Annotated in this window: 19 protein-coding genes; 11 read left to right on the top strand and 8 right to left on the bottom strand. The window is 41.2% G+C overall.

Annotation, left to right across the window (positions count from 1 at the left end; genetic code table 11):
* The first annotated feature begins 341 nt into the window (after positions 1 to 341).
* The 4 genes from EV146_RS08595 (at position 342) to EV146_RS08580 (ending at position 5133) form a co-directional block, all read left to right on the top strand.
* Complete coding sequence (locus EV146_RS08595; protein ID WP_132004904.1) at positions 342 to 1967, top strand: spore germination protein; 1626 nt, start codon at positions 342 to 344, stop codon at positions 1965 to 1967.
* A gap of 1 nt (position 1968) precedes the next feature.
* The gene (locus tag EV146_RS08590) at positions 1969 to 3171 is read left to right on the top strand and encodes a Ger(x)C family spore germination protein (protein ID WP_132004666.1); all 1203 of its coding nucleotides are present in this window, start codon (positions 1969 to 1971) and stop codon (positions 3169 to 3171) included.
* Positions 3172 to 3566: 395 nt separating this feature from the next.
* A complete protein-coding gene (locus tag EV146_RS08585) occupies positions 3567 to 4052 on the top strand; it encodes a DUF2975 domain-containing protein (protein ID WP_132004663.1) in 486 nt (161 codons plus the stop codon).
* 244 nt (positions 4053 to 4296) lie between these two features.
* Positions 4297 to 5133 (top strand): DUF817 domain-containing protein, encoded by an 837-nt coding sequence (locus EV146_RS08580; RefSeq protein ID WP_132004660.1) that lies wholly within the window; start codon positions 4297 to 4299, stop codon positions 5131 to 5133.
* A 226-nt stretch (positions 5134 to 5359) separates the two neighbouring features.
* Here the strand turns inward: EV146_RS08580 and EV146_RS08575 are convergent, their stop codons facing one another.
* The 6 genes from EV146_RS08575 to EV146_RS08550 form a co-directional block, all read right to left on the bottom strand.
* Positions 5360 to 7930 (bottom strand): ABC transporter permease, encoded by a 2571-nt coding sequence (locus EV146_RS08575; protein WP_132004657.1) that lies wholly within the window; start codon positions 7928 to 7930, stop codon positions 5360 to 5362.
* Positions 7927 to 8610, bottom strand: coding sequence for an ABC transporter ATP-binding protein (locus EV146_RS08570; protein WP_132004654.1), 684 nt, complete (start codon positions 8608 to 8610; stop codon positions 7927 to 7929). Before EV146_RS08570 ends, EV146_RS08575 begins: the two co-directional genes overlap by 4 nt.
* Positions 8611 to 9184: 574 nt before the next feature.
* Positions 9185 to 10189 (bottom strand): sensor histidine kinase, encoded by a 1005-nt coding sequence (locus EV146_RS08565; protein ID WP_132004651.1) that lies wholly within the window; start codon positions 10187 to 10189, stop codon positions 9185 to 9187.
* A gap of 2 nt (positions 10190 to 10191) precedes the next feature.
* Positions 10192 to 10881 (bottom strand): response regulator transcription factor, encoded by a 690-nt coding sequence (locus tag EV146_RS08560; RefSeq protein WP_132004648.1) that lies wholly within the window; start codon positions 10879 to 10881, stop codon positions 10192 to 10194.
* 508 nt (positions 10882 to 11389) lie between these two features.
* Positions 11390 to 12346, bottom strand: a complete 957-nt coding sequence (locus tag EV146_RS08555) for an alpha/beta hydrolase (protein ID WP_132004645.1) — start codon at positions 12344 to 12346, stop codon at positions 11390 to 11392.
* Between the two features lie 361 nt (positions 12347 to 12707).
* Positions 12708 to 13715: a DUF3231 family protein gene (locus EV146_RS08550; protein ID WP_132004642.1), complete on the bottom strand. Its 1008-nt coding sequence runs from the start codon at positions 13713 to 13715 to the stop codon at positions 12708 to 12710.
* A gap of 927 nt (positions 13716 to 14642) precedes the next feature.
* Between EV146_RS08550 and EV146_RS08545 the strand changes: the two genes are divergently transcribed.
* The 6 genes from EV146_RS08545 (at position 14643) to EV146_RS08520 (ending at position 19230) form a co-directional block, all read left to right on the top strand.
* Positions 14643 to 14825, top strand: a complete 183-nt coding sequence (locus EV146_RS08545; RefSeq protein WP_132004639.1) for a hypothetical protein — start codon at positions 14643 to 14645, stop codon at positions 14823 to 14825.
* A gap of 59 nt (positions 14826 to 14884) precedes the next feature.
* On the top strand, positions 14885 to 15790 hold the full coding sequence (locus EV146_RS08540) for a phosphotransferase family protein (RefSeq protein WP_132004636.1): 906 nt from the start codon (positions 14885 to 14887) through the stop codon (positions 15788 to 15790).
* 61 nt (positions 15791 to 15851) lie between these two features.
* Positions 15852 to 16892, top strand: coding sequence for a serine hydrolase domain-containing protein (locus tag EV146_RS08535; protein WP_132004633.1), 1041 nt, complete (start codon positions 15852 to 15854; stop codon positions 16890 to 16892).
* A gap of 182 nt (positions 16893 to 17074) precedes the next feature.
* Positions 17075 to 18079, top strand: coding sequence for a bifunctional metallophosphatase/5'-nucleotidase (locus EV146_RS08530; RefSeq protein WP_241993865.1), 1005 nt, complete (start codon positions 17075 to 17077; stop codon positions 18077 to 18079).
* Between the two features lie 432 nt (positions 18080 to 18511).
* Positions 18512 to 18955 (top strand): NlpC/P60 family protein, encoded by a 444-nt coding sequence (locus EV146_RS08525; protein ID WP_132004630.1) that lies wholly within the window; start codon positions 18512 to 18514, stop codon positions 18953 to 18955.
* A 47-nt stretch (positions 18956 to 19002) separates the two neighbouring features.
* Entirely contained in the window at positions 19003 to 19230 is a 228-nt protein-coding gene (locus tag EV146_RS08520) for a hypothetical protein (protein ID WP_132004627.1), read from the top strand.
* 119 nt (positions 19231 to 19349) lie between these two features.
* Here EV146_RS08520 and EV146_RS08515 read toward each other — a convergent pair whose 3' ends face one another.
* The gene (locus EV146_RS08515) at positions 19350 to 20615 is read right to left on the bottom strand and encodes an MFS transporter (protein ID WP_132004624.1); all 1266 of its coding nucleotides are present in this window, start codon (positions 20613 to 20615) and stop codon (positions 19350 to 19352) included.
* A 369-nt stretch (positions 20616 to 20984) separates the two neighbouring features.
* The gene (locus tag EV146_RS08510) at positions 20985 to 21299 is read right to left on the bottom strand and encodes a hypothetical protein (protein WP_132004621.1); all 315 of its coding nucleotides are present in this window, start codon (positions 21297 to 21299) and stop codon (positions 20985 to 20987) included.
* Between the two features lie 266 nt (positions 21300 to 21565).
* Between EV146_RS08510 and EV146_RS08505 the strand changes: the two genes are divergently transcribed.
* Positions 21566 to 22531, top strand: coding sequence for a glycoside hydrolase family 43 protein (locus EV146_RS08505; protein ID WP_132004618.1), 966 nt, complete (start codon positions 21566 to 21568; stop codon positions 22529 to 22531).
* Positions 22532 to 22653: the final 122 nt, after the last annotated feature.

The raw sequence follows: 22653 nt of genomic DNA, 5'->3' as shown, positions 1-22653 counted from the left end.
GACAAGAAGTTGCTGCCTCCATTTTACTATTCCTTATCCTGCAAATTTTTCAAAACGATGAGTTGAACCCAATGTTAAAACACTTCACCTCGAGTATAGTTTTTATTTTTTGTTCCTCTTCGGTGGTATTTGCCCGGAAGTTCAACTTTACTAGAAGAAACTGAACTGGTGGACATCAAAAAAATTATTTTTTTTCTAAGAAGCTGCCCTAAATATCGGCAGCTTTTTTAATTCAATTTTACGGATAACAAAAACCGAAAAGGAACAACTGGAGAAATTTATTCATAATCAAGAAGGTTATGGGGAAAATTGTAAAAAAGACAGGAAAGGTTTTGTCCGCAATGCCTCCATTTTTTAAGAAAAAGAAACCTATAAAAATTAAATCCAAAAAACAAATTGAAAAACCCGATGAAGGAGCAAATGTAGCTCGTCCCATCGGTGATTCTTTATCGCACAATCTGGAACTTATAAAACAAAAAACTGGAAAAAGTACGGATGTTATCATCAGTGAGTTTATTTTGCAAACACTACCCGAACACAAAGCAGCGGTCATATTTGTTGAGGGTATTGCAGACAGCAAGAACATCAACGATTTCTTGCTGGAATCCATGTTAAATAACCAAGCAGTACTAGAAAAAGCCACCCAAAGCGATACCATTGAATTCCTCTCAGAAAAGGTGTTAGCCATTGCTGGTGTTAAGAAAATTACAGACTGGAATGATCTTTTTCTCGCTTTGATGGCGGGAGATACCATTATTCTTGTTGATGGATCATCGACAGGATTGGTTGCCAGTACACGAGGGGGGGGAGAGCAGCGTTCCGTTGAAGAGCCGGGAAGCCAGGTAACGGTCCGCGGTCCAAGGGATGGCTTTACGGAGTCAATTAGAACGAATACCGCTTTAGTCCGAAGACGAATTCAAAACCCGGATTTATGGGTGGAGACCATGAAAATCGGAACGGTGACTAAAACCGATGTCTCGATCATGTACATAAAAGGGATTGCAAAAGAGGAAATTGTTGGGGAAGTTCGAAAGCGTTTAAAGAGCATTAAGATAGACAGCATCCTTGAATCTGGTTATATTGAGCAGCTTATTGAAGACCAGGCCCTAACCACATTTCCTACCTTGTACCATACCGAAAGGCCTGACATCGTAGCGGGGAATATCCTGGAAGGCAGGATTGCCATCTTTGTGAATGGTACCCCATTTGTCCTCATTGCACCGGCTATTTTCATCCAGTTTTTTCAGTCGGTGGAAGATTATTATGGCCGTGCCGATATTGGAACAGCGCTTCGGTTTTTAAGGATCCTGATCTTTTTTATCTCGATTATAGCACCGGCTACTTATATTGCAGGTACCACTTTCCATCAAGAGATGATTCCTACCCAGCTGCTGATTGCGATTGCCGCACAGAGGGAAACGGTCCCATTCCCTGCCTATTTCGAAGCACTGATTATGGAGATTGCTTTTGAAATTTTGCGGGAAGCAGGTGTAAGGATGCCAAGGGCAGTGGGTTCAGCGATTTCAATCGTTGGCGCACTAGTTATCGGCCAGGCAGCTGTGCAGGCAGGGATCGTCTCGCCTGCGATGGTTATTGTTGTTGCCATCACAGCGATAGCGAATTTTGCGACTCCTTCTTTTCCCATTGCGATCTCTGCCAGATTAATTCGTTTTATTTTCATGATAGCGGCTGCCACATTCGGGTTTTACGGCATTATTCTTGGAATCCTAATATTAGTCGTTCATTTATGCAGCTTAAGGTCGTTTGGGATTCCATATTTGACACCACTTGCACCTGTTATCCCTGCCAACCTCGGCGATACTGTTGTACGTTTACCTTTGTGGGCCCAGAAAAAGAGGCCTGAACTTACAACACAGGGACATGATTTAAGAGTGGGTGAAAAACAAAAACCAGAACCTCCTAAAAACCGTGACATGGTGAATAAGAAAGCAAAAAAGGGGGACTAGGATGAAGCGCCTATTATTAGTTTTCATCACTTTTACCTTTTCGCTGATATTAACGGGTTGCTGGAGCCAAAAGGAACTGACGGATCTTGCCATCATTTCCGTGCTGGGAATTGATTTAGCCGAGGACGGACGGCTTATCGGCACTCTTCAAATCATCAATCCAGGGAATGTGGCAGGAGGCATGCAAGGAGGAGGGGGTACGGAGGGTCCCCCTGTTACGATTTATACATCAACAGGAGACAGCGTAACCGAATTAAGCAGAAGTGCGTCCAGAAAAATATCGAGAAGTTTATATTATGCCCATACCAATTTACTAGTGATCAGTGAAGACCTTGCAAAGAATCAGGATATCAGCACTATTTTAGATGCAATTGAACGGGATGCGGAATTTCGGATTACAGCAGACGTCGTGATCGCAAGAGGCGTAAAAGCTTCAGAACTCGTTAAAGTGTTGACTCCGATCGATAAAATCCCGGCCAACAAGGTTATTAAAACCTTAAAATTCTCTGAGCAGCAATGGGGTGAGTTTATGTCTACAAGTGTTCAGGATACGATAAAAGACTTGGCTTCCCCTGGTAAAGAACCCGTTATTACAGGGTTCAACCTGTATGGAGATGCTGAAGAAGGAAAAAAGCTAGAGGGCACACAGGCGACCGAGCCAGTGACATCCTTGGGGGCAACCGGGCTGGCCACCATCAAGAATGGAAAACTGTTGGGCTGGCTGGAAGGGGAAAAAGCCAGAGGGACTGTTTGGGTACTTGATAAAATCAAACAAACGGCTATAGGCATCGATTATAAGGGGCAGAAAGAATCGATCATTTACCAGGTAATTCGCCAAAAAACCAAGGTTAGCGGGACCGTCCAGAAAGGCAAGCCTAAAATCACCATAAATGTAGCCGCTGAAGGGGACATCGGAGAAACAAAGGTACCTATAGACTTAACTGACCCAAATGTACTTCTTTCCCTGGAAAAAAAATTAGATAAAGAGATTAAAAAAGAGATCACGATGGCTATTAACGAGGCCCAAAAAAATAAAGCCGATATCTTTGGGTTTGGGCAATCGATCCATCGTTCATACCCGAAGGAATGGAAGAAGCTGCAAAAGGAATGGGACAGTGTCCATTTTGCCGATTTGGAAGTAGAAGTGAATGTGGAAGCCTATATCCGTCGCACAGGCTTAAGAAACAATCCTCACTTTAAGTGATTGAGGGAAGTTGGATAGCGGAAAGAAGGGGAGAAAGTGAAAAAAGTGCATCCGCTATTTTTGTTTATCATGTTAGTTGAAGTTGCACAGGCACCCTTGGCCCGCTTATGATTGCGCCAAACAGGATGCTGGCTCGCCAACCTTGTCCAGGGGCTGGTATTGTTTCCTTGATTTACTTGGCAGCTGGGGCATCGAGGCAATTTTCAGGTTTGAACATAAATTAAATAATATAAACCTGCAAAGCATTTCTCTGAGAATGAGAAATGCTTTTTTTGCGTGCATAAGGGGATTTAATTTATCAATAATTAATTAGTAAAAATCAATAATATTTTATTGAAATTCAATAAATAATAAATTAAAATCAAATTGACTAAGATCAAATGAGGTGCTGTTTGATGAAACATATACAAGGTTCAACCCTTTTCTTAAAGCTTGTCGCTTTTATGATTGGGATTACGGTACTTGTTTTTTGTATTTTATGGGTGCCCGGGGCCGCCATCAGGGATGCAGAAGCGCATCCTGAAACTGCCTATTTGCAGTATCCCTTTTTAGTATGTACTTATGTATTGACTATTCCGTTGCTGGCTGCGCTTTATCAAACATTTATCCTTTTAACTTTCATAGATAAAAACAAGGCATTCTCGAAAAGATCTGTGAAGGCGTTGAAGTCTATAAAGTACTGTGCACTTGCACTCTCTATTGGCATTGGGGCGGGATTCATGTTTGCAGCTATATTTGTTGGCGGTGATCTTGCAGGTATTTTCATGCTTGCACTTATTTGCACATTTGCTTCCATAGTCATCGCAGCCTTTGCAGCTGTCCTTCAAAAGCTTTTAAATCAAGCAATTGAAATGAAAACGGAGAACAATTTTACTGTCTAAGATGGAAGCGATGGCTTGTGAGTCATGTCTACTAAAAGGAAATCAGTTTACCGAACGTGCAAACGGGATGGAACGGCGATCATGATTTTCCTTGATGAAAAGGGTGCAAAAGGTATACGAATATCTTCTTTATATGTACATTATGCGAAATCCCATTGACCCCTTGGAGATTTTTTTAGAAATAAGTAGTGAAAGAGACGCAATTAAATTTCGTCGCTCAAAGTAAAAAAGGAGGCTCAGAACTATGAGAGCTCTAAGACAACTTGTTCGTTTTGGCTGGGAACAGGCCTTGGCGTGTTTGTTTCCGGTCGTCATTTTTGCCTCACTGGCTATAACCCAAATTATTTCACTGCCATTCCTTCCGCGGTATGACTGGCTGCTTCTCATCTGCCTGCTGATGCAGTGGGGGATGGTGCGTTCCGGGCTTGAAACCAGGGATGAACTGAAGGTGATTACTTTGTTTCACCTTATTGGCCTGGCCCTTGAACTTTTCAAAGTGCATATGGGTTCCTGGTCTTATCCCGAAGAGGGGTATTTCAAAATTTTAGGAGTGCCTTTATATAGCGGTTTTATGTATGCGAGTGTAGCCAGTTACCTTTGCCAGGCTTGGCGCAGGCTTAAAGTGAACCTAGTGAAGTGGCCGCCGTTTATGATCGTTGTCCCTTTGGCAGCTGCCATTTATTTAAATTTTTTCACTCACCATTATTGGATAGACATTCGCTGGTGGCTATCGGCGCTTGTGATGATCGTTTTTTGGAAATCATGGGTGGAATACGAGGATGGCGGAACACGTTACACCATGCCAATCGCACTGTCTTTTGTGCTGATCGGATTTTTTATCTGGATAGCGGAAAATATCGCCACATTCTTTGGTGCCTGGGAATACCCAAACCAAACCGAAGCATGGAGTCTCGTTCATCTTGGGAAGGTAAGTTCATGGCTGTTATTGGTTATCGTCAGCTTTCTGATCGTAGCGACATTGAAACAGGTTAAGGGGAAACCTTCCACTAGGGTTGATGGAAGTCAATTCGGAAAAATGAAATCCCAGATGGGAGTGAAGGAAGGGGAGAAGGTCACGTAGAGTAGAGGAGTTCTACGTGACCGGTCTTGGCCGCAGGAAAGGGGAGAAGGTCACGTAGAGGAGTTCTATGAGCCCGATTTTGGCGGAAGGAAGGGGAAAAGGTCACGTAGAGAAGTTCTACGTGACCGGTCTTGGCGGAAGGAAAGGGAGAAGGTCACGTAATAAAGTCATATAAGATGTATAAAAAAAGAAACAGGTGCTAGCTGATCAAGCACCTGTTCCTCTTTTAAATATTTTCCTGAATTAATCCGTCAATGATATTTTCCTTCTTGATTTTCTGAATGGAGTACAGCATCGCGGAGCCGACAATGATGAAAATGGCTGCAATCACGAAGAGGATATTCATCCATGGAAGGAGGAAGCCATATTCAAATGTTGGCTGCAGAGCCATATAAATCAGGACCATGACGATGCCGCTGATTGGGAGGCCGTACAATAGGGCCTTCATTCCATAAAAGATGCTTTCATAATACATCATTTTATTGAAGCCTTTTGGCGTCAGTCCCACCGATTTTAACATTGCAAATTCACGTTTTCGTAACGAAATGCTGGTTGAAATCGTATTAAAGATGTTCGCTATCGAGATGAGCGAAATCAGGGCAATAAAGCCATTTGTAAAGATAGAGACGAACATAAGGAGCTGCTGCGCATTTTCTTTCTGCTGATAAACGTTGAAGATAGACACATTGGAAGGAATGGCACGTTCAATTTCCCTCTGGGTTGCCATTGGATCCGAACTGTTCAGAAATAGATGGTAGTTAATTTCCTTTTTGACCAGTGGATGGACACTCTTCACCTCATCCATCGTCTTTTGCGGTATGATGATATCGACTCCTCCAAGGGTGGACGTCGTGACCCCCATTGGAACCTGATCAGTCAGGGCGGCTATTTCCAGTTCAGGCAGTGATATTGGTTTTGCATTTTCATCCTTTTTGAATATGATCTGAATTTTTTCCCCGGGCTTCGCTTCAATTGATTTTGTCTCAATGAATTTGCCTGTTGAGTAGTCCTGATACGAAATTCGATCGATAACGATTGCAGCCGGTTTCCCAGTGGCAGTAAAGTCTTGAACATCCGCCCCGATTTTTTCAGCATATTGCTGAAAGCTTTTTTCTTCTAGTCCAACTAGGTTTACGCTATACTCATATTTTCCATCTTTGATTTGATCCACTAACAGATCCGGCAGGGCTTTTTCATTTATTTCCGCAGCTCCCCACATGCTTGTCTGCAGGCTTGTGTTGGATACCTTATCGAGAAGAGTGAAAGGCTCCAAATCCTTGATGCTTAGGTCACTGCCGATCACGTGAATATCGTAATCAATATCTTCCTGGGACAAGTCCGCTGATTTGCCGAGGCTTGTGGTAAAAAAGGAAACGGACAAATACAGGACAATCGAGATGATCAGCGAGAACACGGTTACCCGGTATCTTTTCTTATTTCTTTTTACGTTTTTCAGCCCAATCTCCGCTTCCATTCCAAATAGTTTGCGGACGAATCTCGATGTTTTAATGCTTTTACCAGATATCTTGATGTCCTGCGTCTGGCGGATGGCATCGATGGCCGAGATCTTGGAAGCCTTTCGAGCCGGCAGATAGGTGGAGAAAAAGATGGTAATAATTGATATAAGACAAGCTGCAAGGAAAGACAGCGGAGTAATCACGATTTCCAGCTTCTCGGAACTATCACCCAGTGCCGCCGCAAGATTGGTGTTCACATACCAAAAGGTAACGGCAATCCCTCCAAGTCCAGCCAGAATGCCAACCGGGATACTAAAAGCACCGATCAGGACTCCTTCGAAAAAGACTGAATTCCGCTTTTGCTTTTTCGTAGCCCCTACGCTGGCAAGCATGCCCAGGTGCCTTGTCCGTTCCGAAACACTGATGGCGAAAGCGTTATAAATCAACGCCACAGAGCCGACGATAATGACCACCATGATGATTGCCGCAAGGGAGAATAAGGTGACACGAAGATTATCATTATCAGTGAGCCCATCTAAACGCAATAAATCATCATTGTAAGAAGCTGTTTCAATCTGATTTTTCTTCATAAGTGTCTTAACATCGCTATAGAAGGAGCCGCTCAATTGATCCATCACGACAAACGCATCGAAGGAATCCTTCTCTGTTACTAATTCAGGATCGATATAGTTGATCACCGTGTATCCTGGTGACCAGGTCGGTTCCCATACAGGGCGCTTGATCATGCCGACAATGGTGAAGGAGGCCGTCTCTTCGGCGTCCAGAGTTTCCAAGGTCCCGTCTTCTTGCATCTGCAACGAGACGTTTTGGTCTAAGGGAGATAGTACCTCGGGAAGGACCCTTTTACCTAATTCAAGGGTTATTTCATCGCCAATCTTATAGTCCACTTTTGCATCTTTTATGATTTCTTCTGAAATGACGACTTCATTTGCTGCTTTCGGCAGTCGTCCCTTTGCCAATTCAACATGAAACTGGTCAAAGCCTTGTTCACTGTATTCGCGAAGGAACAAATAAGGCTTGTTTCGATTCTTTGAGCCTTCTAGTTTGGCATAGCCTCGGTCGTTTTTAAGCGCCAGTTTGCTTGTTGCTTCATCATCCTGGATTGCATCGGCCTGGTCTCTGTTCAGATTTTTATAGTGAACATGCCATTCACCGGTTGAGGCGATGGTTTGTCTTTTCATTAAATCGAGGAATGAAACGCCCAGGGTGGCAACGGCCATGATCATGGCGACGGAAATGATGACGCCAATAATCGTGATCATGGTCCGCCTCTTATTCTTTTTTAAATGCCTGGCGGTGAGTTTATTGACGATGTTCATGAACGAATCACCTCATCCTTGGCCACTCGACCATCTTCAATCGAAATGACACGGTCGGCTTGCAGGGCAATCCGTTCATCATGTGTGATAACAATGAGGGTTTGGTTAAATGTTTTATTAAACATCTTTAAAAGTTCCATAATCTCCTCGCCATTTTTGCTGTCCAAATTACCTGTAGGTTCATCCGCAAGCATGATGGCAGGATTGCTGATCAGCGCCCGGCCGATGGAAACCCGCTGCTGCTGGCCGCCAGACAGCTGATTAGGCAAATGTCCGAGGCGATGTGTTAACCCAAGTTTGTCAACAATCTCATTAAATTGCTTTCGATCCACCTTATGTTCATCCAACAGCAAAGGCAGTGTGATGTTTTCTTCAACAGTCAGAATGGGGATCAGGTTATAGAACTGATAAATTAATCCAATCTGCCTCCTCCTGAAGATGGCGAGCTGCGTTTCATTCAGCTTGTATAAATCGGTATCATCAATTAAAACTCTTCCGCTCGTTGGCCTGTCCACTCCTCCAAGTAAATGGAGCAGCGTCGATTTACCTGAACCCGACGGGCCGATGATGACGACAAATTCTCCTTTTTTCACAGAAAACGAAACATCATCCAGGGCCTTAACAGCCGCTTCTCCCTTGCCATACACTTTAGACAGATTTTCTATTCTTAAAATACTCATTAAGTTCCCTCCGTTTCTTTATATTTACAGTATATCTGTCTAAAATGACGGTGAAGTGACTCTTAAGTGACGATTTAGTCACCTGCAGATTTGTTGGAAAAGGAGACGGTAAACTTCAAACCTACCTGAAATATATCTATTTGCAGGTTTTAAAAGTCTCTGTTAAAACCAGTATGTCGTTTAGAGGAAGAACAGGTGGTAAAGATTATAATTTTACCTCCGCAATTGGAGGCTGCGGTTAGGATTCCGTAGATATAGTGGTTGTCGCGCCTTATTTTTGTTTCATTTTACTATTAAATATAAAGGGAAGCCATCATTCAGTATTTGAGAGAGTGTGTGAGGATGAGAATAAAAATAGGGAGTTAGCTTGCATGATCTAGGCAATTTAAATAGGGGACCCTCAGTAATGGGTTCCCCTAAACATATAACAGTCTAAAAAAGAATATAGGTGGAGAAAGGAGATTCCATCCGCTGCCTTCGGACACGCTTGGAACTGATGAATGTTCCTGGGATTTGAAAGAAACACACTGTCACAATGGGAGCCCAAAACTTATTCGATGGATTTGCCGGGGAGTTAAATTACCTGTTTATAAAACTTGATCAGGAAGGTTGTACCTCTCCCAATCTCACTTTTTACCTCAATATCACCGAGTTGATTTTTAATAATGCTATAAGAAAGGGCAAGTCCGATGCCGACGCTTTCCTCTCCTGCATTTTTTCCTTTATAGAATCGTTTGAAAATATAAGGGAGGTCTTCTTTTGAAATTCCTTTCCCTGTATCTTGAATTTTAATTTCCGTGTATAAAGCATTTTCTAAAAAAGAGATGATAATGGATCCACCATCGTCCGTATGCTCAATACAGTTTTTTAAGATATTAATAAGGGCTTCTGCGGTCCAATTCAAATCACCATGATAAGTGGCCTCTTCATCACCAATGACCTTTAACGAGAGCTGTTTGATATCCATGGGAATCAAAACAGACTGTACCGCTTTTTGCACAAGCTTCTTCACGGGAACTGCCTCTTTTTTAAATTGGACGATTTCAGCATCAATTTTGGCCAGCTTTAGCAGGGAAGAGACCAGCCATTCGATTCTTTCTAATTGCACCTGTATATTATGGGTGAATTCTTTTCGCTTTCCCGCATCAAGATTAGGATCGCTTAGCAAATCAGCCATGACGACCATAGAAGTTATGGGAGTTTTTAGCTGATGGGAAATGTCCGAAATGGCATTTGTTAACCGGACTTTATCCTGTTGAAGATAGGAGCTTTGCTCGGAAAGCATGAGAGTCACTTTAAAAATATCATTTTTTAAAATGCTTAATTCGCCCTCCGTATTATCACGGATATCAAGGCTATAATCACCATTGGTAATTTGGCGCAAGTAACCCGACAGCTTCTCAATTTCACGGTACCGCCACTTCGTAAAATAAATGGAGACCATCAATAGTACTGCGGCAGTAATAAATAAGAATAGTGCAGCTTCTAAAGAGAAAAAGAAAGCCGCTAATAGTGTTGCAGCAAAGGAAATGATGGATTGGACGAACATAAATAAGCGGATTTCACGGTTACGCAGCATAATCAATCACCAACTTTGTAACCCATGCCGCGGACGGTTTTGATAATCGTTGGGTGGCGGTGGTCATCCTCAAGCTTTTCCCGGAGCCGCTTAATATAAACGGTAAGCGTATTGTCATTCACAAACTCTCCAGCGACATCCCATATCCGCTCTAAAAGCTGGTTTCTTGTCAGGACTTGGCCGACATGATTGGCAAAAATGAGAAGGAGCCGGTACTCCAAGGCGGTAAGCAGTATTTCTTCACCTTTTTTATAGACTTTACCTTCCAGCGTATTAATTTGGACATTGTCGATTTCGATGATCGTCCTGGTATGAGTCTGTACTTGTTTGTTATATCTTCTGAGAACAGACTTAATCCGTGAGATCAGTTCACGAATCCGGAATGGCTTCGTAATATAATCATCTGCTCCCATATCAAGTCCCATCACTACATTTACTTCGTCATCCAGTGCTGTCAGGAATATAACAGGTTTGTCGCCGCGCTGTTTAACTAGCTGACACAGCTCATATCCACTGCCGTCGGGCAGCGATAGATCAAACAAACATAAATTGATATCCGCTAATCTTTCATTGATAACTGATTTGGCTAATGAGGCATTATGACAGAGGATGGTCTCGTACCCATCCGCCTGTAAGGAATACTCCAGTCCTGATGCAATGGTTTTATCATCTTCAACTAATAAAATTTTCACTGTGAACACCCTGTCAATTGTATAGTATTTAGGTTCATCCTAGTTGATAAGCATGCATGTGTCAAAAATTATGTGGAAGATGATTTTATGACGAATACAAGGATTTTTTTTGCAAGATTGGAACCCGATAGAAGAGGGAGTGGAGTTTAATTTACTGTATTGCAGGTAACGGAAAGCAGACCTGATATTTTTAAATACAGGGCCAGCCAAGGAAAGGTGACAGGAGATTTTTGAAGACACGGAGGACAGGGAAAAGGAGTATAGCATGGGGAAAGCTGAAACAATGCAGTCGAAAAACAGTGTGAAGGCGAGTTTTGCAGGTGATTCCGTCAGCAAAGCGTAGGGGAGAGAGCTGTTCCCAAAGATTTCAAACAGATACCACACTCAATATGGAATCCGTCGTAATTAACTGTATTTATAAATAAAAGAGGTTAATGTTGACGCTCCAACCAGATAAAAACACCCACAAATCAGTGAACCATTTGTGAGTGTTTCTGTTTGAATATGATTAAGCCTTTACCTTAGCCACTCTCTCAAAACCGTTTTTAACGGCTTCGATATATTCATTGGTTGCTCGAACCGAAATTGCTGCACCAGGATTGATTCCTTCAAACCCGTGATAGGCTCCAGGATACAGGTGGAATTCGACATCAACACCCGCTTGAGCTAGTTTGGTTACATAGGAGATCGTTTCATCGCGGAACGGATCTAATTGACCAACACATGTGTAGGTGTATGGCAAATTACTGTAATCGTCGGCTCGCGCAGGGGCTGCATATGCAGGGATTCGGTCGGTGCCATATAATTCTCCTAAATACATTTTCCAGCCAGCTTCATTTGTCTGCTGATTCCAAACAAATCCTGCTTTAATCTCGTTTGTTGATGGTGTATTATTCCGGTCATCGATCATTGGATAAAGCGGCATTTGGAAACAAAGGGAAGGATATTGGCGGTCACGGGCCAATAATGTCAATGCAGCTGTGAGTCCGCCGCCGGCACTCGCTCCTGCAACCCCAATTGAATGCGGATCGATGTTTAATTCCGCTGCATGATCAGCAATCCATTTTAATGCCGAATAACAATCCTCTATGGGAGCTGGATAGGGATGTTCCGGGGCTAAACGGTAGTCCACCGAAACCACCACACAGTTCGCTTCCTGTACAAACCTCATGCAAAGATCATCATTATCATCTACTGATCCCAGGATATAGCCGCCCCCATGAATCCATAACAGGGCAGGCAAGGCTTCATTTTGGGATTTTGGCCGATAAATTCTTAGCCGTAAAGGATTAGCATCCGGCCCAGGGATGATTTCATCATTTAATGAAAGAGATTCATCAGCCATGGCAAGCTGATTCATTTGAGCAGCGCCTTCTCTGATTGCCTGTAAAAACTCCGGCTGCAGATCAAGTTCAGGAAACATTTCCAAGCCCGGCAATAACTCTGGATTCACTCGATTCTTCATTTTAACACTCCTTATTTTGTAATCGTTTTCAAAAATGAAGTGTATCTATGTAGTATTTTAGAAGATTTGTCACAAGTAAATTATAGGGGGGAATTGTGATAGGCGTCAATAAAACTTTAGGAAAATTAAAATACCTGGGGACGTTATTAGCTAGTTCTTTGTCAGCGATGAATAATAATGATATTAAATCATTGAAATGACGTATCAATAAGCAATAGAGAGAATTCCACAAGCAGGGAAAAGTAGGGGATGATCCTTATTTTAGAACGAAGAAAAGGCAAGCATCAGCTGAGCTTGCCTTTATCTGGTTCATAAAATTTAACTTTACCTATATACGTCAGATGAATGGTTCGCATATGAGCTATGACTTTTTTATTATGCCTGCCCGATCCTCCATTTGTGGCGGCTCTTCAAACCAGCCATGCTTAATCTTGATTTCAATGGCTTCTTGTCCGTATAAGAAGATCTCACTTGCCATTAACGCTGATTTTGTATTTATGTCATTTCTCAAGGTGAAAAACGTTCCGAAAGTATTGCCGACAAGACTGAACCCATTCAAAAGGTAGATACAGTGCATCATGAGTTTGTCAGAAAACGGAGCGACGGTTGAAGTGGTTACTGTGCTTCCGGATGTCGCAGAAAAATGGATATTGCTCTCCAAAAGAAGATCCTCAAATACTTTGATCTGTTTTTTGGCTAGTTTCATGCCCTTGACAAAATATTGTTTAACATCCTTGTGCTCTGCACATTGGGCAAAACCAGTGATCAGCTGAAGCCCGACATTATTGGACTCGATTGCGTGATGAAGCGTGCCGACCTCAAGGGTATTCAAGACTCTTTTGTCACCAAACGGTTTGAATCCCTTCATGTAGCTTTTGTTCTTGATGAAGTCAACTTTTTTAGGCATGGTCACTTTCGGCGGAAGAGCAAGAATGCCTTTTTCTAGTAAATAAAGGGTAGATAACTTATAGATTTTTTGTGTAATGGTGGTAAGACCCTCATATATGGTCATGACCCGATCATTATAAGCCATATTCATATTCACTGTATACATTCCCATGCTGACTTCTTTTAAAATCCGAAGAAACATAATGTCAAAACCATTATCGTATAATTTAGGTGCTTCAAGGTTGACATCATTTTTCGTAAATCCTGCAGGTTTTGCCATCCCCTGCTCTTCAAACAGGATTTCCATCTGTTGAATATAAAAATTCAGTTCTTGCCATAGCCCTCCTATAAGGTTTCTTGCTTGCTGTTCCTCTGATTTTTCAATAAAGTATTCCAAGACCCTCATGATCAGGGTTTTCTCTTCGTAGGTGAGCCAAAGCGAACCTACTTCCGATGCACTTAATGGGTTTGTTAAAACCAAAATTCCCTTCCTCCATTTTCCTTTTTTACTAATTATCCCACTACGAACGTTTCTTATTCTAATATGACAAATAAGCGAAAAAAGGGAGAGAATTCTGCGTCAGGAGGCAAGCCGAAAAGTGCAAATTATTAGTGAAAAAAAGGATTCATTTAACAGGTGATACAGAGACATTTAATAGGTTGGTACAATTTCGTGCTGGCTAATACTAATCTATTATCAGGGTAATAACCTGGGATTGGAGCTCATTTGTTCAATTTACGTTTTTTATAAGATGATTTTTAATGAGAGTTTTCCGATTGTTTAGTATGATGAATAGAAGGACACATCGATTGGTATATATTTGAGGACCGTCTCAAATCTTGCGTACAGTTGGAGAAGGGAGAGTCTGTTATTTTAAAGAGAAAAATTGTATCTGCTGTTCTCAGCAGTTTATGATTTGCATTCTTTTTTTCTCTTTCTTTTGGTGTTGAATGGGGTGCATTCATCAATTTATATTATTTAAACTTCATGTTTGTAGCCACCTATGGGGTCATCATATCTCTCATCCAGTGACTGGGTCTGCAAGAAGGTATTTACATCCGTATATGCCTGTGAAATTACCTCCTTCCTGATGCATTGTTTTTCGGATCTCCGCTGAAAATCTTTAGTCTGGAATCCGCTATCTTGTTTTTTATCACCGACCGATTATTACAAAGAGTGAAAATAACGTGGTGGACCGTTTTCATTCTATTATTTAAAGCAGCGACAATCTTTATCATATTGATTGTTTAAAGAATATATGGCACTTTATAAGTGCTGTCATGATCCATCAGGTAAACGCCGGAAGTGATTGGAAAAGCGCGAAGACAGGAGCACGTCCGCATTTCTTGCCATGAACACTTACATGGCAAATTCAATTAAGTATTATGGGAGCAGCTAGAAGAAATCATGAAGAAATATAAGCTGAAAAATAATTTTAAAGGCATAAAAAGGGGGACGCAATTCTTTTTGATTGCAGAATCTGAATTTATAGGAATCAAAGAATTTGTCCTGCGATCAAAAGATTTATCGATCAGGCTATCCATTACAGAAAACGAGCTGCATAAGAACTTTAGCCTGGTGTTTGAATAATCGACCTTGCTAATCCTTATCTTTTCTAAAAGTTCCATGAACGGGAGTGGGTAAGTCTAATGGTTAATCACAATCCCTATATAAATGCACTAATAAGGTCCTTTCCACAGTTTGACATTCAATCTTTTCATATACTTGGGGAAGGCATGATGAGTATCGTCTTTGAAGTCAACAATGAATGGGCTTTCCGTTTTGCAAAAAATCACCAGGGCTCATTAGATTTAGAGAAAGAAATAAAGGTATTGCCTTATATAGAATCTACTGTATCTTTGTCCGTTCCTCATTTTGATTTTGTTGGCAAACAGGAAAATGGTTTGTACCTTGTTGGGTATAAGAAGCTCGGGGGAATGTTATTAGAGGAACATTCTATAACAACGTTCAGCAAAGCAGAAGTGCAAAGTCTGGTTCAATCACTATCTCTTTTTATAAAGCAAATGCAATCCATCCCTGTTGAGGTTGCTAGAGAGAGGGGAGTTCCTGCAATTTCTCTGAAAACTAAGATCCTGGAGTTAGATCAGGAGGTAAAAGAGAAAGTATTTCCCCGCCTTGACGAAAAGACAAGGTCCTATGTTTCCTCCCGTTTTCAAGCCTATTTAAATTCAAAAGACTATCATGATTATCAGCCAACATTCATTCACGGTGATCTTTCTCCAAACCACTTTCTGGTGGATCACGAAACAAAGAAACTTACGGGAATCATCGATTTTGGAGACATGTGTATAAGCGATCCCGATTATGAATTGATCTATATTTTGGAAGACTGCGGAAAAGAAATCACCAGAGATTTATTATCATCTCTGGAGGAGTCCAAGGTTGAAGATCGCTTAAAAAAAATTTCTTGTTTTGTTACATTTGATCAGCTGAGATACATCATTGAGGGATTGAACAGGAGTGACCGTACCTGGATTCAAGAAGGTTTAACTGAACTAAAGCGAGAAATGCAAGAAAATAGGGACGAATGTTAGATCTTTTCAATCCCTTACGAGAGTATGGCTAGGGAAGGTCCAAATAGATTGGAGGTTCGCAATGGATACGAGTCTGATGAACACCATCGCCGAGGCTCAGAAGAAGAATGATTTTTCTGGGGCAATTCTTGTTAAAGATAAAAATACCATTTTTGCAGAGAAAAGTTATGGTTATGCCAATCGTGCTGAACTTATTGAGAATAAAATCGATACGGCGTTTGGCATAGCGTCAGGGTGCAAATTGTTTACATCCATAGCCATATGCCAGCTTGCAGAGAAAGGAAAGCTTTCATTAAAGACTCTATTGGCGGATTGCCTGACTGCTCCCTTTCCTCATTTTGATAAAGACATAACGATTCATCATCTGTTAACTCATACAGCTGGTATACCTGATTATTTTGATGAGGAAGTGATGGATGACTTTGAAGAGCTTTGGATTCAGAACCCGATGTACCGCTTAAGAAGTTTAGAATCTTTCCTGCCACTATTTCAGAACCAGCCAATGAAATTTAGGGCAGGTGAGAGATTTCATTATAACAATGCTGGTTATATTTTACTGGGACTCATTGTCGAACAGGCAAGTCAGCTTTCATTCACTGATTATGTGGAAGAGAATATCTTTAAACGGGCAGGGATGGTTCACTCCGGTTACTTTGAATTTGATTCACTTCCCAAAAATACCGCTCTCGGATATATTGATTTTCCTGATGGTACCTGGAAAACGAATATCTATTCGCTCCCTGTAAAAGGCGGTTCAGACGGTGGTGCTTTTGTAACCGTCCATGATATGGCAAAGCTGTGGGATGCGCTTATACAAAATCAGTTAATATGTGAAGAATACACACTCAAGCTGTTTACGCCGCAAATTGCAACAAATAGTGAAAATAGCTTCTATGGGTACGGGGTATGGATTCAGAACAATGAGGAAGGTGTTCTGAAATACCATCTTATGGGTTACGACCCTGGAGTTAGTTTCCATTCTGCTTTCTATCCCGGGACCTCAACGAGTACGGTTATATGTTCCAACAAATCCGAAGGGGCATATGACATGATGAAGGAAATTGAAAAAGTGATCCTGCAGCCAACAGAATCATCATTTTGAGTTGTGAGATTAAAAATTTTAGGGGCGGGTGCGTTGATCCAGGGAGATCCAATGCACCTTTTTTATGTTCAAATCCATTTTTTCAAAACTTTAATCCAGGCTTCATCCTGTCTTTACATTCTCGTTTTACAATTTACTGGAGTCGTTGTCTTTTATAGACATATTTGAATGGAGGAAACAGGATGATGAAAACGAGAAAGAATGCATGGATGGGGTGCTTTTCACTGGCAATGGCCGCCGCTTTTTTCACCATGCCCGTAACGGCGGATGCCCAAAAGCTAAAGGAAGGGGAGACCTTTGAACTTACCATTCTCCAGACAAATGATCTTCATGGTCACTTGGATGACATGGTTACACTCGAGGATGGAACTCTCCACCACAATTCCATTGCGAAATATGCGACTATCATTGAAGATGTGCGGGAAGAAGAGGAGAATGTACTTCTCGTTGACGGCGGGGATGTATTCCTTCGAGGTGAGTTTCAGGAAGGTCAGGGAGAACTGGAAACGTCTATTTTAAAAGCCCTTGACTATGATGCTATGGTTCTCGGAAACAATGATTTTCGTGTTTACCCTGCGGGGGAAGGCACGCCGGTAAGCCTTTATGAACAGTTAAAGGACTACCACCGGAATGTAAATTTTCAAATTCTGACCGGGAATGTCGTTGAAAAGGAAACAGGAAAGTACATACAGAATGTTAAACCATGGAAGGGGTTTACCTTCGATGGCATCCATGTCGGCATGATTGGCCTTACTTCAATGAAGCCGGAAATGCGCGGTTGGAATGACGTTTCCCATCTTGATTTTATCGAACCGGTTGAAGCGTTGAAAGGGTTGCTTCCTCAGGTGAAGTCTGATATTAATATCGTTCTTTCGCATGCCGGAAATCCTGAAGACCACAACCTGGCTGAAGTTCCCGGAATCTCGGCGGTAATTGGCGCAGATACACATAAAGTCATTAGAACGCCGGAATACGAGTTTAACGGAGAAGTGATGGTGCCCATTACTCAAGCTGGCGGAGAACAAGAGCATTATTTAGGACGTCTGGATCTGAGCTTTAAAGTATTAGACGGAAAAATGCAGCTTGCAGAGTCCACTGGATTCCTTTACGACATGACGAATGTACCGGCAGATGCGGAGATCCAGGCGATGATAGACGATTATCGTGCAGAGATGAATGTGCAATAATCCCGAAGATATATAGGTTGAGGTACGACAAAGCGGAATTTTGAGCTTTGTCTTTTTTTATCTCAAAAAAATTCATATAGAAATATAGAAAGGAATACATACCCTATTCTTAAAGAATCAAGCTTTAATGGTAGAGTAAGGGATGAAAATACTATACCAAACAAGGATAGAACTGATATCCGAAGAAATGCAGCTACTTTTCAATCTAACATTTAATTCATAGGAAACGCTTGCAAGTCGATCAGTTAGGTCAAAAATAATTGAAGGTTATGGTCAATTGGACTTAAAGTATCCGGACAAATTAGTGATAAAAAATATGTTTTAATATTTATAATCCCTTCTTGAAGCAGGGAATTACGAGTTAATACTGAATATAAATTTACATATATATATATGATTAGAATTAATATAAAAGTTAAAAGGAGAGCATAAATGGAGAAAAATTTTGATGAGTATATTCATAATGCAATTGAGTGGGCTAAAGGGCATTTAAATTCTAAAGATTATTGTTTTATATGTTTGGCGTTTGTAGAGGATGCATTAGAGAGAAGCAATAACATCGAAATTTTTGGTGGGGATACAGCAAAAGAGTCTGCGGATTTATATGAAGCTTATAAGCATACAGGTATGCCCCCAAAAGGAACCTTCGTTTTTTATGATTGTATAGGAGAAATTAACGGTGTGCGTAAAAATTGGGGGCATGTCGGCTTTTCAATTGGTAATGGAGAGGTTATTCATGCTTGGGATAAGGTAAGGATTGACCATTACCTTGAAGTAGAAAAGTTAACGGCGGCTCCAGGTTGGGAAAAACCTAAATTAATTGGTTGGGTACCACTAGAACGTATTATGCTTGGTTTTCAAAAGAAAAATTATTAAATTAAACTTGAGCATAAAAAAGGACCTTTCGTGGATGAAGCTGCGTAATGATTCAGAGGGCATGTCCGCCTTTTAAGGCAGGAATTGATTATGTAGCAAGAGTGTTTGGAGACAAAGAAACAAAGGCAGGCAGTTTCAGCAGGTTGTCTTATATTTTTCCCGGGAGTATACCTGCCCTTGGTCTACTTGCTTTCGGGGAAGGAGCAAGGATTCAGGGCTGTCCAATGCTTCCTGAGAGCAAGGCGATTAACCGGCTGATTCCTTACTGCCTTTAAATGAAAGTACCAATTACAAGGGCCTGAATGGTTTGAATTATTATGTTAAGAGGTAAATTTTTAACATCTTACATTGTGATAAAAGTGATGCGACAGCCAACTGAATGTTACATGACGATTTATGTTTCTTTTTTATCAGGTTTAATAGCGATAAACGTTGCCAATGCAGCAGCAACACATAATCCGGTAAGAGTAAAAAACATTATTTTCTCCGAATTGTTCATTAGTATTGCTATGATCGGAGGACCTGCAGCAACCCCAATAAATCGCATTGAGCTGTAAATGGAAGTGATTGTTCCTCTTTCTTCCTTTTCGATTCCTTGGGTAATTAAGGAATCCAGTGGCGGCAGGCTGGCGCCAATGCCCACTCCTCCTACTAGGAACATGGTTAAGAGAAACCATAAGTCTTTAGAAAAGCCCAACATGGAAGTTGAAACACCAAGCACCAAAGCACCGGAAAAAGCAATCCATTTCATCAGTACTTTGTTTTTCTTTATGATTTTCCCTGTGAAGTAAGAAGAAAGGCAAAGCGCACCCAATGGTAAGGCAAGGAACAATCCTTTTTTTAGATCTGTTACTCCATATTTCATTTCAAGAACGTCCGAAAGGTAAAACAAGATGCCGAAAAGCACAAACATCATGACAATGCCTATAAAAAAAATGGCATATAACCAACGGCCGTTTTCTGTGAAAATGAGACGAATTTTTTTAATAAAATCTTTAAACGGAAGCTTTTTTTCTTTTTCCCTCGGACTTTTAACAAGGAAAATCATTAACAAAACAGATATGGCACAAAGAACCGGTATAGAAAAAAACGGTGTGTACCATGTCAAGCCCGCCAGAGCCGAGCCTATAATAGGGCTAAACACTTTCCCAAGTGTATTGGAGGTTTCTATTTTCCCCAGAGCACTGCTTACTTCATCATCATTTTTGAACATATCCCCGACAAGAGGCATAACGATGGGAAAGCAGCCAGCAGCGCCCGCACCTTGAAGGGCCCTGCCTGCAAGGATGATCCAATACCCGTCACCTCCACTTAAGGATGCCCATCCTGAAATTAATCCGCCGATCCCTGTAATGATTAAGCTGGGTATGATGACGGATTTTCTCCCCAGATGATCAGAAAGATATCCAGCTATAGGGATTAGAAAGATTGCCACTACAGAATAAACGGTAATAATCAGACTGGATTGAAACGCCGAGATGCCTAATTTATTTTCCATTATAGGTAAAATCGGAATCAAGGAGGAGTTTCCCAATGTCATGACGAGCGGGATGGACGATATGGAAAAAATCGCCCACTTCTGATTGACTGAACCCTTTCCTGAACTTCCTTCTAAGATTTCCTTACTAACTTTGGTAAATAACGATCCAGAATCTTTCATAAGAATTCCTGCCTTTGTTATGGTTTGTAATTAGACTGAGTAATCAGGTAAGAATAATCGATATTAAGTTGTCCTGATTTTTAATTTTTATGTAGGTTAATTCAAGCTATCAAGGTTTTTAGAAGACAAATCAACCATAAAAAAGAAGCAGTTAAAACCTCCGGGAGTATAAATCTGCTAGTACCGGTTATTTGAAAAGAACGTGTGAAGCAAATCCTCTACTTATAAGAGTGATAAGTAAAAGAGACTCTGCTTCATTAAACAGAGTCTCTTGCAGATTGTTACCCGGCAAATCATTCTATGAAAGAAGGAAGTATGCAGAACTCGAATTTTTACCTTATCATCTCTGACCTCTTTCTACAGGTTCTTTTAGACGATTGATTTCTTTGTCTCCTTTTCCTGGTTAGCGGCTTCAACCATGATAAAAATCGCCGATAGGATATGTAAAATCATTCCTGCAAATGGGATCCATGCGAGACAGGAAGTAATAATTCCAAGAATGTTTCCTGCCGTTTTGAGATTTTCTTTTTTAGCTAATACAACAGTGACAATATGCAGGATTAACATAAACATTAAAGGTGTCCAGGCAAGGCTTAAGACAATGCTTCCTCCTATAACAGGAATGCCTAAAATTGCTTCCAGGCTGCCTGATACCCATTTCAATATTCTTACGGCATTTTTCAATGAAATCCCTCCTTTTCAACATTTATATGAGCGATTCTTATCAATCTATACCTGATTTTCAGTGTAAATTGCTCGGTTCCTTCAACCCTATTACACCATCCTTTTGCCGTTGACTAATTCGTATTCCCTATTCTTCAGTACAAAATAGTTGGAAGATAGGAACCCTACAGAAAAATGAATATGAGGTTTTATCAAGAAGGAAAAAGATTGAGTCTATCGAAAAGAATATAGAAAGACTTTTTTAAAGCAGAGAAAGGAAGAAAAAGATGCAGGCATACTTATTTGTACATTTTCGCGAAAAGACGACTCCGGACGGAGAGCAGGTGTATTTCGGGCTGAGCAAAGACGGCTACCATTGGGAAGAAGTGAATAATGGCCGCCCTCTTTTATGGGCTTACTATGGAGACAAAGGAGTAAGGGATTTTACCATCATCCGTTCCAATCAGAATGAAAAATTTTATATATTCGCAACGGACTTAAGTCTCTCTTATGGAATGCGTAATCAATATAATCGTTCCTGGGAGGAGATATCTAGGAATGGAAGCCACTATTTCTCTGTCTGGGAATCTGAAAATCTGGTGGATTGGACCGAGCAACGGCTTGTTAAAATCGGCAATGATGATTTCGGCTGCATGTGGGCACCTGATATTATTTACGACAAGGAGCATGGGGACTATGTCCTGCATTGGTCATCTTCCCATAAGGAGAATGATTTTGGGCCAAAAGGAATCTATTACAGCAGGACCCGGGATTTTGAACATTTTACTCATCCGGAGCTTTTGTATAGGAAAGAAGACAGCGGTGTCATTGATTCAGCGATCTATGAAGAAGACGGAAACTATTATATGTTCCTAAAAAGCGAACACAACCCGGAAAAGCTCATTCTTCTTAAGGCGGACCATGTCACAGGGCCTTACAGCCGGATTGAAGAATTTGACAAAAGCATGGAGGAACTGGAGGCTGGCTACTATGAAGCTCCCACGGCAGTGCGTCTCGTAGACGGAAAATGGTGCTTGTTCCTTGACTATTACGGTGTGCCCGGGTCAGGACAGGGGTATGTTCCTTTTGTCGCAGACAGTCTTGCAGAAGGAAGGTTTGTCCGTTCTGACAAAGCCTTCCAATTTCCATATGGATTCAAACATGGAACCATCTTGCCTATTACGATGGAGGAGTACGAGCGAATTAAAGATCATAATTGGGATAATCCTGAAGATAAAAGAAAAATCGACTAGAGGATTTCACGATAGAGCTGGTGAAAGATACCGGCTCTTTTTTTGTTTCTGCCAAAAGGGAAGTTCCTATATTTAACAGTAATTTGTATAGATAGGAAAATTTTTTTAACAGAAATTTTACT

The organism is Mesobacillus foraminis (assembly GCF_004340465.1).
Taxonomy (GTDB): Bacteria; Bacillota; Bacilli; order Bacillales; family Cytobacillaceae; genus Mesobacillus_B; species Mesobacillus_B foraminis.
This window is presented reverse-complemented; position numbering and strand designations above follow the sequence as displayed.

Bases quoted from the DNA above. Each gene is read 5' to 3' on its own strand.
- EV146_RS08515 (WP_132004624.1), bottom strand. From the start codon at position 20,615: ATGAAAGATTCTGGATCGTTATTTACCAAAGTTAGTAAGGAAATCTTA.
- EV146_RS08540 (WP_132004636.1), top strand. From the start codon at position 14,885: ATGGTTAATCACAATCCCTATATAAATGCACTAATAAGGTCCTTTCCA.
- EV146_RS08525 (WP_132004630.1), top strand. From the start codon at position 18,512: ATGGAGAAAAATTTTGATGAGTATATTCATAATGCAATTGAGTGGGCT.
- EV146_RS08535 (WP_132004633.1), top strand. From the start codon at position 15,852: ATGGATACGAGTCTGATGAACACCATCGCCGAGGCTCAGAAGAAGAAT.
- EV146_RS08505 (WP_132004618.1), top strand. From the start codon at position 21,566: ATGCAGGCATACTTATTTGTACATTTTCGCGAAAAGACGACTCCGGAC.
- EV146_RS08570 (WP_132004654.1), bottom strand. From the start codon at position 8,610: ATGAGTATTTTAAGAATAGAAAATCTGTCTAAAGTGTATGGCAAGGGA.
- EV146_RS08530 (WP_241993865.1), top strand. From the start codon at position 17,075: ATGATGAAAACGAGAAAGAATGCATGGATGGGGTGCTTTTCACTGGCA.
- EV146_RS08520 (WP_132004627.1), top strand. From the start codon at position 19,003: ATGATTCAGAGGGCATGTCCGCCTTTTAAGGCAGGAATTGATTATGTA.
- EV146_RS08590 (WP_132004666.1), top strand. From the start codon at position 1,969: ATGAAGCGCCTATTATTAGTTTTCATCACTTTTACCTTTTCGCTGATA.
- EV146_RS08565 (WP_132004651.1), bottom strand. From the start codon at position 10,189: ATGCTGCGTAACCGTGAAATCCGCTTATTTATGTTCGTCCAATCCATC.
- EV146_RS08575 (WP_132004657.1), bottom strand. From the start codon at position 7,930: ATGAACATCGTCAATAAACTCACCGCCAGGCATTTAAAAAAGAATAAG.
- EV146_RS08555 (WP_132004645.1), bottom strand. From the start codon at position 12,346: ATGAAGAATCGAGTGAATCCAGAGTTATTGCCGGGCTTGGAAATGTTT.
- EV146_RS08545 (WP_132004639.1), top strand. From the start codon at position 14,643: ATGAAGAAATATAAGCTGAAAAATAATTTTAAAGGCATAAAAAGGGGG.
- EV146_RS08585 (WP_132004663.1), top strand. From the start codon at position 3,567: ATGAAACATATACAAGGTTCAACCCTTTTCTTAAAGCTTGTCGCTTTT.
- EV146_RS08595 (WP_132004904.1), top strand. From the start codon at position 342: ATGCCTCCATTTTTTAAGAAAAAGAAACCTATAAAAATTAAATCCAAA.
- EV146_RS08580 (WP_132004660.1), top strand. From the start codon at position 4,297: ATGAGAGCTCTAAGACAACTTGTTCGTTTTGGCTGGGAACAGGCCTTG.